The sequence below is a fragment of the Streptomyces sp. NPDC055243 genome (assembly GCF_044544025.1).
Classification (GTDB): Bacteria; Actinomycetota; Actinomycetes; order Streptomycetales; family Streptomycetaceae; genus Streptomyces.
In genome coordinates this window covers 474,267-486,894 of sequence record NZ_JBITWR010000001.1, presented here as the reverse complement: position 1 = coordinate 486,894, position 12,628 = coordinate 474,267, and the positions used below count along the sequence as shown (strand labels likewise).

The 12,628-nt window shown below is 70.7% G+C and carries 11 protein-coding genes; 7 read left to right on the top strand and 4 right to left on the bottom strand.

Annotated features, from left to right (window positions below; all coding sequences use genetic code 11):
- The 6 genes from ACIGXX_RS02555 (at position 1) to ACIGXX_RS02530 (ending at position 8,163) form a co-directional block, all read left to right on the top strand.
- A complete protein-coding gene (locus ACIGXX_RS02555) occupies positions 1-2,040 on the top strand; it encodes a bifunctional aldolase/short-chain dehydrogenase (protein ID WP_399972815.1) in 2,040 nt (679 codons plus the stop codon).
- Between the two features lie 437 nt (positions 2,041-2,477).
- A complete protein-coding gene (locus ACIGXX_RS02550; protein WP_399971978.1) occupies positions 2,478-3,977 on the top strand; it encodes a rhamnulokinase family protein in 1,500 nt (499 codons plus the stop codon).
- A 65-nt stretch (positions 3,978-4,042) separates the two neighbouring features.
- Entirely contained in the window at positions 4,043-4,804 is a 762-nt protein-coding gene (locus ACIGXX_RS02545) for a (Fe-S)-binding protein (RefSeq protein WP_351156769.1), read from the top strand.
- The gene (locus tag ACIGXX_RS02540; protein ID WP_366464179.1) at positions 4,801-6,297 is read left to right on the top strand and encodes a LutB/LldF family L-lactate oxidation iron-sulfur protein; all 1,497 of its coding nucleotides are present in this window, start codon (positions 4,801-4,803) and stop codon (positions 6,295-6,297) included. Before ACIGXX_RS02545 ends, ACIGXX_RS02540 begins: the two co-directional genes overlap by 4 nt.
- On the top strand, positions 6,294-6,995 hold the full coding sequence (locus ACIGXX_RS02535; protein ID WP_361463980.1) for an LUD domain-containing protein: 702 nt from the start codon (positions 6,294-6,296) through the stop codon (positions 6,993-6,995). Before ACIGXX_RS02540 ends, ACIGXX_RS02535 begins: the two co-directional genes overlap by 4 nt.
- 4 nt (positions 6,996-6,999) lie before the next feature.
- Positions 7,000-8,163 (top strand): betaine/proline/choline family ABC transporter ATP-binding protein, encoded by a 1,164-nt coding sequence (locus ACIGXX_RS02530; RefSeq protein WP_351156777.1) that lies wholly within the window; start codon positions 7,000-7,002, stop codon positions 8,161-8,163.
- 29 nt (positions 8,164-8,192) lie between these two features.
- Here the strand turns inward: ACIGXX_RS02530 and ACIGXX_RS02525 are convergent, their stop codons facing one another.
- Genes ACIGXX_RS02525 through ACIGXX_RS02515 form a run of 3 tightly spaced genes read right to left on the bottom strand, consistent with a single transcriptional unit; the run spans position 8,193 to position 10,497 of the window.
- Positions 8,193-9,143: an ABC transporter substrate-binding protein gene (locus tag ACIGXX_RS02525; protein WP_351156780.1), complete on the bottom strand. Its 951-nt coding sequence runs from the start codon at positions 9,141-9,143 to the stop codon at positions 8,193-8,195.
- The gene (locus ACIGXX_RS02520; RefSeq protein ID WP_399971973.1) at positions 9,140-9,820 is read right to left on the bottom strand and encodes an ABC transporter permease; all 681 of its coding nucleotides are present in this window, start codon (positions 9,818-9,820) and stop codon (positions 9,140-9,142) included. Before ACIGXX_RS02520 ends, ACIGXX_RS02525 begins: the two co-directional genes overlap by 4 nt.
- Positions 9,817-10,497, bottom strand: a complete 681-nt coding sequence (locus tag ACIGXX_RS02515) for an ABC transporter permease (protein ID WP_399971971.1) — start codon at positions 10,495-10,497, stop codon at positions 9,817-9,819. The genes ACIGXX_RS02520 and ACIGXX_RS02515 overlap by 4 nt, the downstream gene beginning before the upstream one ends.
- Positions 10,498-10,678: 181 nt before the next feature.
- On the opposite strand from ACIGXX_RS02515, the gene ACIGXX_RS02510 reads away from it, so the two are divergent.
- Complete coding sequence (locus tag ACIGXX_RS02510; RefSeq protein ID WP_351156785.1) at positions 10,679-11,125, top strand: SPW repeat protein; 447 nt, start codon at positions 10,679-10,681, stop codon at positions 11,123-11,125.
- 129 nt (positions 11,126-11,254) lie between these two features.
- On the opposite strand, the gene ACIGXX_RS02505 is transcribed toward ACIGXX_RS02510, so the two are convergent.
- On the bottom strand, positions 11,255-12,619 hold the full coding sequence (locus ACIGXX_RS02505) for a GH1 family beta-glucosidase (RefSeq protein WP_399971968.1): 1,365 nt from the start codon (positions 12,617-12,619) through the stop codon (positions 11,255-11,257).
- Positions 12,620-12,628: the final 9 nt, after the last annotated feature.

Genomic DNA, 12,628 nt, shown 5'->3' with positions numbered 1-12,628 from the left:
ATGACACAACACGCACGGATCAAGGAACTCCTGGACCGCGCCCACCGCTTGGGCGCCGACCCGCGCAACACCAATTACGCGGGCGGCAACGCGTCGGCGAAGGGCACGGCCCCCGACCCGGTCACCGGCGCGGACACCGACCTGATGTGGGTCAAGGGCTCGGGCGGCGACCTGGGCACCCTCACCGAACAGGGCCTGGCGGTCCTGCGCCTGGACCGCCTCCACGCACTGAAGGAGGTGTACGGCGGCGCGGATCGCGAGGACGAGATGGTCGCCGCCTTCGACTACTGCCTGCACGGCAAGGGCGGCGCGGCCCCTTCCATCGACACGGCCATGCACGCCCTGGTCGACGCACCGCACGTGGACCACCTGCACCCGGACTCGGGCATCGCCCTGGCCTGCGCCGCGGACGGCGAGAAGCTCACGGCCGAGTGCTTCGGCTCGACGGTGGCCTGGGTGCCCTGGCGCCGCCCCGGTTTCCAGCTCGGCCTGGACATCGCGGCGGTGAAAGAAGCCAACCCGGATGCCATCGGCTGCATCCTGGGCGGTCACGGCATCACGGCCTGGGGCGCCACGGCGGAGGAGTGCGAGCGCAACTCGCTGCACATGATCCGCACGGCCGAGGCGTTCCTCACCGATCGCGGCAAGCCCGCCCCCTTCGGCAAGCACCTGGCCGGCTACGCCCCGCTCCCCACCCCGGCCCGCCACCGCCGAGCGGCGGAGCTGGCCCCGCACATCCGCTCACTGGCGTCTCAGGACCGCCCCCAGATCGGCCACTTCACCGACACGGACACGGTCCTGGACTTCCTGGCCGGCGCGGCGCACCCCCGCCTGGCGGCCCTGGGCACCTCCTGCCCCGACCACTTCCTGCGCACCAAGGTCAGGCCGCTGGTCCTGGACCTTCCCCCCACCGCACCCCTCGACGAGGCCATCACCCGCCTCAAGGAACTGCACACCGCGTACCGAGAGGAGTACGCGGCCTACTACACCCGCCACGCCGACCCAGCGTCTCCCGCCATGCGAGGCGCCGACCCGGCGATCATCCTCGTCCCCGGCGTAGGAATGTTCTCCTTCGGCAAGGACAAGCAGACGGCACGCGTGGCGGGCGAGTTCTACGTGAACGCCATCAACGTGATGCGCGGCGCCGAGGCCGTCTCCACCTACGCCCCGATCGACGAGTCGGAGAAGTTCCGCATCGAGTACTGGCCACTGGAAGAGGCCAAGCTCCAACGCCTCCCGCGCCCCAAGCCCCTGGCCACCCGCGTCGCTCTGGTGACCGGCGCGGGCAGCGGCATCGGCAAGGCGATCGCGCACCGCTTGGTGGCGGAGGGCGCCTGCGTCGCGGTGGCGGACCTGAACGCGGAGAGCGCCGCGGCGGTGGCGGAGGAGTTGGGCGGCCCGGACAAGGCCATCGCCATTCCCATGGACGTCACGTCCGAAGACCAGGTGACGAGCGCCTTCACCACCACAGCCCTCGCCTTCGGCGGCGTCGACCTGGTGGTGAACAACGCGGGCATCTCCATCTCCAAGCCCCTGCTCGACACCACGGCCCGTGACTGGGACCTACAGCACGACATCATGGCCCGCGGCTCCTTCCTGGTCTCCCGCGAGGCGGCCCGCGTCATGCGGGACCAGGCCCTGGGCGGCGACATCATCTACATCACGTCGAAGAACGCGGTGTTCGCGGGCCCGAACAACATCGCGTACTCCGCCACCAAGGCGGACCAGGCCCACCAGGTCCGTCTGCTGGCAGCCGAGTTGGGCGAGTACGGCATACGCGTCAACGGCGTCAACCCGGACGGCGTGGTCCGCGGCTCGGGGATCTTCGCGGGCGGCTGGGGCGCGCAGCGCGCGGCGACGTACGGGATCGAGGAGGAGAACCTGGGCGCGTTCTACGCCCAACGAACCCTCCTCAAGCGCGAGGTGCTGCCCGAGCACGTGGCCAACGCGGTCTTCGCCCTGACGGCGGGCGACCTGTCCCACACGACGGGCCTGCACATACCCGTGGACGCGGGCGTAGCAGCGGCGTTCCTCAGGTAGCCGACACCCCCTCCGGCCCCCGGCCCCGCACGCGGCCGGGGGGCAACGCCTAGCTGGCATCCGAGAACCCCGCATCCACCTCCCCACGAACAAGCTTTGCTTCCCACCCACCCGATTGCCCCGTAGCCACCCGGGGGGGGGCGAACAAGCGGGGGGACAGCGGCCCCCGCGCACCCGCAGTCGGGAGCACACGTGAGGGGACGTGCCGGTATGTCCGCCCGGAGCACGGTTCGCGGCGCTCCGGCGCCGAAGTACCCATGGGGCCACCGGACGATAGCGAGGACGGACATACCGGCGCGGCCCCGCCCCCAAGTCGCACCACCCGCCCACCGACCACCCGCACTCACCCTCCGCCCCCTCAAGCCCACAACCCTCCGCCCCCTCAAGCCCACAGCCCACGGCCCCCGCCCTCCGCCCGTCAACCCCTGCGAGCCCCAATGCCCCGTCCCGCCCCCACCCCCCGCTCACCCCACCGCTTCGCCGCGATCGACCTCGGCGCCTCCAGCGGACGCGTCATGGTGGCCCGGACAGGCCCCGGCACCCTCACCCTCCAGGAAGCCCACCGCTTCCCCAACCGCCCGGTCCGCACCGCCGGCACCCTGCACTGGGACATCCTCTCCCTCTACACCGGAATCCTGGACGGCCTGCGCGCCGCAGGTGCGGGCTCCGCCCCCCTCACCTCCATCGGCATCGACGGCTGGGCAGTGGACTACGGCCTGCTGGACGCGGACGGCGCCCTCCTGGGCAACCCGGTGCACTACCGGGACACCCGCACCGAGGGCGTCGCGGCCAAAGCGTGGGGGACCGTCCCGGCCACCGAGCTGTATGCCGCCACCGGTATCCAGTACGCCCCTTTCAACACGCTCTACCAACTCATGGCGGCCCACGGGACCGCCCAACTAGCAGCCGCCAAGCACCTGTTGCTCATCCCAGATCTCCTGACGTACTGGCTGACGGGCGAACTCGGCACGGAGCTGACCAACGCCTCCACCACGCAGCTCATGGACCCGGCTGCCAACACCTGGTCCCACGACGTGGCCACACGCCTCGGCATCGACCTCACCCTGTTCCCTCCCGTGCGGCGCCCCGGCGATCCGGCGGGTCATCTGCTGCCGCAGGTCCTGGACGACACAGGCCTGACCACGCCCACCCCCGTCACTACGGTCGCCTCTCACGACACCGCCTCAGCAGTGGCCGCCGTCCCCGCCACCACCGAGAACTTCGCCTACATCTGCACCGGCACCTGGTCACTTGCAGGCCTGGAACTGACCGACCCCATCCGCACGGAGGAGAGCCGCGCGGCCAACTTCACCAACGAACTGGGCATCGACGGCACGGTCCGCTACCTCCGCAACATCATGGGCCTGTGGCTGCTCCAGGAGTGCCTGCGCACCTGGGAGACGTCCACCGCCTCTCCCACCCTGGAGGCGCTCCTCGGCGAGGCAGCCCACGTACCTGCCCTCCGCTCGGTCGTCGACGCGGCAGACCCGGCCTTCCTGCCCCCCGGCAACATGCCGCACCGCATAGCCCAGGCCTGCGAGGCCACAGCGCAGCCCGTCCCCCGCACCCACGCCGAGACGACCCGCTGCATCCTCGACTCCCTGGCCCTGGCCCACCGCCGCGCCGTCGAGGACGCCCAACGCCTCGCGGACCGAACCGTGGACGTCGTCCACATGGTCGGCGGCGGCGCACGCAACGAACTCCTCTGCCAACTGACGGCGGACGCCTGCGGGCTGCCGGTCGTCGCGGGCCCCGCCGAGGCCGCCGCGCTGGGCAACGTACTCGTACAGGCACGAGCGCAGGGCCTCCTCCGCGACCGCCACGAAATGCGCGCCCTGCTGGGCGGCACGCAGCAGTTGACGCGCTACGAGCCCACCACCGACCCGGCGCACCGGGCGGCATGGGAAGAGGCGTCGCGACGCGTGCCCGCACCATGACTCCCGCAAAGCGCGCGCAGCGCATACGCTGCACCCATCCGATGATCGACGAGGAGGAACCCGCGATGCGTGTCGCTCTGTTCCTGACCTGTGTCAACGACACGCTCTATCCCGACACAGGCCGTGCGGTGGTGAAACTGCTGACCAGGCTAGGAGTTGAGGTCGACTTCCCGATGGCGCAGACCTGCTGCGGGCAGGCGCACTACAACACGGGATACCGCCACCAGGCAGAGCCGCTCGCCCGTCATTTCTCCGATGTATTCGGCTCGGACGAGTACGACGCGATCGTGACGCCGTCCGGTTCGTGCGGCGCGATGGTCCGCGAGCTGTACCCGCGCATGGGAGAGCGGGCCCGCTCCGAGGGCCGGGGTGACGGCCTGGCGACCACCCTCGCACCCGTCGTCCCCAAGACGTACGAACTCACCGAGTTCCTGGTGGACATCCTCGGTGTGACGGACGTCGGGGCGTACTACCCGCACCCGGTGACGTACCACCCGACCTGCCACGGCCTGCGGAGTCTGGGCCTGGGTGACCGTCCGACGCGGCTGCTACAAGCGGTCAAGGGCCTTGAACTGCGCACGCTCCCGGGCGCGGACGAGTGCTGCGGTTTCGGCGGCACCTTCGCGATGAAGAACTCCGATGTCTCGTCGGCGATGGGTACGGACAAGGTGCGCAACGCCGAGTCGACGGGCGCCGACACCCTGTGCGCGGCGGACAACTCCTGCCTGATGCACATCGGGGGCACGATGACGCGCCTCAAGAGCGGCCTGCGCCCGGTCCACATCGCGGAGATCCTGGCGAGCACGGAAGAGGAACCCCTGTCATGAGCGGCACGTTCGTAGGCATGCCCGCCTTCCCCACGGCGGCCCGCGAGGCCGTGGGCAACAAGACCCTGCGCGCCAATCTGCGGCACGCCACGCACACCATCCGCGACAAGCGGGCCCGCGCCGTCGCCGAACTGGACGACTGGGACCAGCTCCGCGAGGCAGGCAAGCGGATCAAGGACGAGACCCTGCGCCATCTCGACCGCTACCTGATCCAGTTGGAGGAGTCGGTCACGGCGGCGGGCGGCACCGTGCACTGGGCGGCGGACGCCGACGAGGCGAACCGCATCGTGACCGAGCTGGTCAAGGCCACCGCCGAGACCGAGGTGGTCAAGGTCAAGTCGATGGCCACACAGGAGATCGGTCTCAACGAAGCCCTTGAGGCCGAGGGCATCCACGCGTACGAGACCGACCTCGCCGAGCTCATCGTGCAGCTCGGCAAGGACCGCCCCTCGCACATCCTCGTCCCCGCCATCCACCGCAACCGCGGCGAGATCCGCGAGATCTTCGCGCGTGAGATGAGCGAGTGGGGCCGCCCCGCCCCGGAAGGCCTCACCGACACCCCCGCCGAACTCGCCGAGGCCGCCCGCCTCCATCTCCGGGAGAAGTTCCTGCGTGCCAAGGTCGGCGTCTCCGGGGCGAACTTCATGGTCGCCGAGACGGGCACCCTGGTGGTCGTCGAGTCGGAGGGCAACGGCCGTATGTGCCTGACGCTCCCCGAGACGCTGATCTCGGTCGTCGGCATCGAGAAGATCGTGCCGACCTGGCGGGACCTGGAGGTCTTCCTCCAGACGCTCCCCCGCTCCTCGACGGCCGAGCGGATGAATCCGTACACGTCGATGTGGACCGGAACATCCCAGGAGGACGGCCCGAGCACCTTCCACCTCGTGCTCCTCGACAACGGCCGCACCGACACGCTCGCCGACGAGGTGGGCCGCCAGGCACTGCGCTGCATCCGCTGCTCGGCCTGCCTCAACGTCTGCCCCGTGTACGAACGAGCCGGAGGCCACGCGTACGGCTCGGTCTACCCCGGCCCCATCGGAGCGATCCTCAGCCCTCAGCTGCGCGGCACCCAGAGCGAGATCGACGCCTCGCTCCCCTACGCGTCGTCGCTCTGCGGCGCCTGCTACGAGGTGTGCCCGGTGGCCATCGACATCCCCGAAGTCCTCGTCCACCTGCGGGAGCGGGTGGTCCAGGGCGGCGAGGTGACACGGCACGGCACGAAGGTGACGCTGCGGCCCGCGAAGGGGCACGCCGCGGAGCGGGCGGCGATGCGCGCGGCGGGCTGGGCGTTCGGCCGCCCGGGGGCGCTGCGGACCGGGCAGCGCCTGGCGTCCGGGACCCGGCGTCTCCATCCGCGCACGCTTCCGGGCCCGGGCCGGGCGTGGAGCGCGACGCGGGACCTGCCGAAGGTGCCGGCGGAGCCGTTCCGTGACTGGTGGCGGCGTACGAACGGCGGCCAGGCGCAGAAGGCGCAGAAGGGCGAGAAGAAGTGAGCAGCAGGGACCAGATCCTGGGCCGCGTCCGGCGAGCACTGGCCGACGTGAGCGACAGCGGGGAGAGCGGCGGTGGGAAGAATGGCGGTGGGGAGAGCGATGCCTACGACACGGCCGTCCCGCGCGACTATCTGCGCGAGCACGGCGACCGCACCACCGAGCAGACCGTCGAGCTGCTCGCGGAGAACCTCGCCGACTATCGCGCGCTCGTGCACCGCTGCGCGGACGATGAGCTGCCTCAGCTGCTCATGCGTCTGCTCGCGGCACGCGGCGCGCGGACCGTGCTCGTGCCGCCCGGTCTGCCGGCGCACTGGCTGGACGGCGCCGACGCGGCCCGTGTGCACGACCGTGCCGCGAGCACCCCGCGCGAGCTCGACGCGGTCGACAGCGTCGTCACCGGCTGCGCGCTCGCCGTCGCCGAGACCGGCACGATCGTCCTGGACGGCAGTCCGGACCAGGGCCGTCGTCGCATCACGCTCGTCCCCGATCACCACGTCTGTGTCGTGCGGGTCCCGGACCAGGTGGTCTCCTCCGTCCCGCAGGCACTCGAACGGCTCGACCCGCTCCGCCCGCTCACCTGGATCTCGGGACCGTCCGCGACCAGCGACATCGAACTGGACCGGGTGGAGGGCGTGCACGGCCCGCGCACTCTGGAGGTGGTGCTGGTGAGCGGAGTCCGAGGGCCGCGGCTAGCGTGAGTGCATGATCCGGTTCGAGCAGGTCAGCAAGCGTTACCCGGACGGCACGATGGCCGTGGACGAGCTGTCCTTCGAGGTCGCCCAGGGTGAACTTGTCACGCTCGTCGGACCGTCCGGATGCGGCAAGACGACCACGATGATGATGGTGAACCGCCTCATCGAGCCGACCGCGGGCCGCATCTTCGTGAACGACGAGAACATCGCGGACATGGACCCGGTCCGCCTGCGCCGCCGTATCGGCTACGTCATCCAGCAGGTGGGGCTCTTCCCGCACCGGACGATCCTCGACAACACGGCGACGGTCCCCGCGCTGATCGGCTGGAAGAAGGCGAAGGCGCGGGCCCGGGCGGCCGAACTGCTCGACCTGGTGGGCCTGGACCCGAAGACGTACGGATCGCGCTACCCCGAGCAGCTCTCCGGCGGCCAGCGCCAGCGTGTCGGCGTGGCTCGTGCGCTGGCCGCCGATCCGCCCGTACTGCTCATGGACGAGCCGTTCGGGGCGGTCGACCCGGTGGTGCGCGAGCAGTTGCAGGACGAGTTCCTGCGGATGCAGGCGGCGGTCCGCAAGACGGTCCTCCTGGTCACGCACGACATCGAGGAGGCGGTCAGGCTCGGTGACCGGATCGCGGTGTACGGGCAGGGGCGCATCGAGCAGTTCGACACTCCCGGTGCGGTGCTCGGCACTCCGGCGACGCCGTACGTCGCCGAGTTCGTGGGCGCCGACCGGGGCCTGAAGCGTCTCTCGGTCACCGACATCCAGGCGGACGACCTGGAGCAGCCGTCGGTGGTCCGCCTCGACGAGCCCGCCGCGCACGCCGCCGCCCGGCTGCGCGAGCAGGACGCCCGCTGGGCCGTCGTCCTGGACACGGACGGGGATCTGCACGGCTGGGTCGGTATCGACGAGGTGGCGCTGGCCGGTGAGGGCGGCAGGGTCGGCGATCTGGCCCACCGCATGAAGGCGTGGGTCCCGGTCGGCGCCCCGCTCAAGCAGGCGTTCGGCGTGATGCTCCAGCACGACGCGGGCTGGGTCGCGGTCCTCGACGGGGCACGCTTCCTCGGCGTGCTGACCCCGGCGAAGCTCCACGAGGCCCTGCGCCGCTCGGTGGACGCGGACGCCCAGGGCGTGCCCCGTGACCAGGTGGAGTTCGACTCCGTCGCCGACGCGTAGGCCTCCCCGTTCGACATGCCAGGCGCCGGCTACAGCAGCCCCTTCTCCTCCAAATACGTCCGTGCCACGTCCTGCGGCAGCCTGCGCCAGCTGTCCACCTGTTCGTTCATCGAGGCCAGGTCCGCCGTCGTCAGTACGGAGTTGAGGCGGCCGAGCGCGTTTGCGACGCCCTCGCTGCCCGCGCGGGAGCGGTTGACGACCGGGACGATGTAGTCGGCGTTCTGGAGCTTCTTGTCGTCCTTCAGGAGGACCAGGCCGAAGTCGTCGAGCGTGGCGTCCGTCGACGTGGTCAGGACCATCTGGTCCTGACCGCTCTGCACGGCCTTCTTGGCCTGGGTCGTGCCCACGCCCTTGGGGTCGACGGAGGTGATGTCGATGCCGTAGACCTTCTTCAGGCCGGGTTCGCAGTACGGGCGTTGCACGCATTCGTCGCCCGCGGCGAGGCGTACCTTCAGGCCGGACCTGCCCAGGTCGCTCAGGGTCTTCAGGCGGTGCTGCTCGGCGTAGGACGCGGTGACGGCGAACGCGTTCTGGTCGACGGCCTTGCCCGCGTCCAGGACGGTGAGCCCGCGCGGGGTGGCCAGGCCGCGCAACGCCCTCATGGTGGCGTCCAGGTCGGGCGAGCCGACCGGCTTCGCGTCCGCGCCGTTCTTCTTGGCGTTCAGCCAGTCCGCGAACGTCGCCGCGTACTCGGGGACGACGTCGATCTGGCCGGACTCCAGGGCGGGTTCGTAGAGCTCGCGGTTGGCCACGGAGAGGATCTCCGCGCCGTATCCGGCCTCCGTCAGGAGCAGGGAGTACATCTGGGCCAGCAGGTCGCTCTCGGTGAATCCCGCCGATCCCACGACCAGGTGGTGGCTGTCGCCGGGCGGCGCGGTGACCTCGCCCTGGGTCTCCAGGGACGGGCCCGAGGAGCACCCGGCAAGGAGCAGGGCCGTCCCGGCCGCGATCGCCGCCGTCCGTGCCGCACGTGACCTCATCCGGTCCGCCCTCTCCCCCGCGCCCACCCCGGGGCGAGCCGTTCGCCGATCTCGAAGAGCCCCTCGACGATCAGCGCGAACACCGCGACCAGGACGGCGCCCGCGACCACCTGCGGGGTGCTCGCGAGGTTGAACCCGGCCGTGATGATCCGGCCGAGTCCGCCGCCGCCGGCGAGCGCCGCGATCGTCGCGGTGGCCACGAGCTGTACGGCGGCGATCCGCACCCCGCTGAGGACCAGTGGCATCGCGAGCGGCAGTTCGACCCGCCACAGCATCTGCCGTCCCGTCATTCCTATGCCGCGCGCGGCCTGCACGATGCTGCGGTCGACCCCGCGCATGCCGACGTACGCGTTGGTGAGCAGCGGCGGCACGGCGAACAGGACGAGGGCCACGACGGTGGGGCCCTCGCCCCACTGCCCGATGGGGGTGAGGAGCAGCAGGACGAGGACGGCGAAGGTCGGCACCGCGCGGCCGACGTTGGAGATGTTGACCGCGAGGGCGCCGCCCTTGCCCAGGTGGCCGAGGATGAGCGCGACCGGCAGCGCGATCAGACAGCTCAGGATCAGGCACACCACGGTGAGGACGAGGTGCTGGGTGAGCCGGTGCCAGATGCCGTCGTCACCCGCCCAGTGCGCCGAGTCGGTGAGCCACTGCCAGGCATCGCTGATGGTGTTCACGAGCGGACCACCCTCGTCCACGGGGTGAGGATCCGCTGCACGCCCAGGAGCAGCAGATCGGCCAGTACGGCGATGACGACACACAGCACGGAGGCGGTCAGGACCTGGGCCTTGAAGTAGGTGTTCATGCCCGCGTAGATGAGGTTGCCGAGCCCGCCGAAGCCGACGATCGCGCCGACCGTGACGAGGGAGACCGCGGAGACGGTGGCGATGCGCAGGCCCGCCATCGCGGCGGGCAGCGCGAGCGGCAGTTCGACGGTGAGCAGGAGCCGGATGGGTCCGTAGCCCATGCCGCGCGCGGCCTGCCGGGTGTCCTCGGGGACGGCGCGCAGGCCAGCCAGGATGTTGCGCACGAGCAGCGTCAGTGAGTACAGGACGAGTCCCGCGACCACGAGGGACGCGGACAGGCCGTACACGGGCAGCAGCAGCGAGAACATCGCGAGCGAGGGGATCGTGTAGAGCACCGTGGTCAGCGCCAGGACGGGACCGGCCGCCAGGGCCCAGCGGCGGGCTACGACGGCCAGCGGGACGGCGATGACGAGCGCGATGAGCACGGAGACCGCGGTCAGCTCCAGATGCTGGAGGACCGCGTCGACGATGATCTGGCGGCGGGTGCTCAGATACTCGCCGCAGATCCACTCGTTGCGCGCGAGGCAGTCGTCCGGGGGCGCGGTCACGTGTCCATTCCAGCGGGCGCGGCGGGGGACGGCGCGTTCTGGTCCCCCGTACGTGCGGTGACCGGTGGACCACGAATCGCACATAACTACGCATAAAGAAAAAATAAGAGCAGAATGGATGTGCGCGACATCCCGCCGCGCGACGTGGTCAGGCCTGCATGAACCAGAGGAGACGAGTCTCATGGCCGACGTCTCACACAGGGGAGACATAGCCGCTCACCCTGACGTATCCGAAATGCGGGATCGCTACGCCCGCGTACTCGGTGGAAACGATGTGGCACTCGTGGACGGGCCCGTGTTCCTCACGGGCCTCTTCTGTGCCATCTCCCCCTGGGTGGTCCACTTCACCACAAGCCAGCCCGTCCTCACGACGCACAACCTCATCATGGGTATCGCGATCGGCCTGCTGGGCCTCGGGTTCACCGTCGCGCCGGCCAGGATGTACGGCCTGAGCTGGGCCATGTGCGCCATGGGCGTCTGGATGATCGTGTCGCCGTGGGTCGTCGGCACGAGCCCTGACATGGGCGTCATCCTCACCAACATCATCATCGGCGGCCTCACCTTCCTGCTGGGCCTCGTGTGCATAGGCGCGGCGGCGAAGGAGGGCAGGAAGACGAACTCGACCTGACGGAGGAAGACAGAGGGAACAAAGAGAACAAGGGGAAGTGGGGCAAGGACGCCGCAGCGGCCCCGGATCGGCGGAGAACCGGGAGCCGCTGTCGGCTGCTCAGGCAGAACCAGGCCAAGCCGGGCCGGGTCAGGCGGCGCGGCTCACGCGACCTTGGTGGCCCCTGATGACGTCCGCGTAGCGCAGGCCGCTGCCCTTGACCGTGCGGCGCTGCGTCTCGTAGTCGACGTGCACGAGGCCGAACCGCTTGTCGTAGCCGTAGGCCCACTCGAAGTTGTCGAGCAGCGACCACGCGTAGTACCCGGCCAGCGGCGCCCCCTTGCGGGCTGCGCTCGCACAGGCGGCGAGGTGGCGGATCAGGTAGTCGGTGCGCTCCGGGTCGTCGACGGTTCCGTCGGGGCGTACGACGTCGGGGTAGGACGAGCCGTTCTCGGTGACGTACAGCTTGCGCGCCCCGTACTCGTTCGTGAGGCGCAGCAGGAGGGTCTCGATGCCGCTCGCGTCGATCTCCCAGTCCATGCCGGTGCGGGGCACTCCCTCGCGGCGCACCTGGTGGGCGTAGGGCGCGGGGCCGGCCGGGTCGTCGGAGACGACGGCGGGGAAGTAGTAGTTCAGGCCCAGCCAGTCGAGCGGCTGCGCGATGGTCGCCAAGTCCCCTGATCGCTCCGGCAGTTCGACGCCGTAGACCTCTTGCATGTCGGCGGGGAAGCCCCGGCCGTGCACCGGGTCGAGCCACCAGCGGTTGGTGTGGCCGTCCACGCGGCGGGCGGCGGCGACGTCCTCGGGGCGGTCGCTCGCGGGCTCGACCGTGGAGAGGTTGTTGACGATGCCGATCTGCGCGCCGGGCGCCGCGGCACGGATCGCCTGGGTGGCCAGGCCGTGCCCGAGCAGGAGGTGGTACGAGGCGCGCACTGCGGCGGTCAGGTCGGTCAGGCCCGGTGCCATCCGGCCTTCGAGGTGGCCGATCCAGGCGGAGCAGAGCGGTTCGTTGAGGGTGGCCCACTGGGTGACGCGGTCCCCGAAGCGCTCGGCGGCGAGGGACGCGTACGCCGCGAAGTGCTCGGCCGTCTCCCGCTCGGGCCAGCCGCCGCGGTCCTGGAGGATCTGGGGCAGGTCCCAGTGGTAGAGGGTCACCGACGGGGTGATGCCCGCGTCGAGCAGCCCGTCGATCAACTGGTCGTAGAAGTCGAGGCCCTTGGCGTTGGGCGGCCCGTCGCCGCCGGGCACGACGCGCGGCCAGGCCAGGGACAACCGGTAGGCGTTGGTGCCCAGTTGCTTCATCAGCGCGATGTCCTCGCGCCAGCGGTGGTAGTGGTCGCAGGCCACGTCACCGTGATCGTCGTTGTCGATCTTTCCGGGGGTGTGCGAGAAGGTGTCCCAGATCGAGGGGGAACGGCCGTCCTCGGTGACGGCCCCCTCGATCTGGTACGCCGATGTGGCCGTGCCCCACGCGAAGTCGTGCGGGAGTGCGGCAAGGTCGATGAGCTCGGACACAGACGTCCT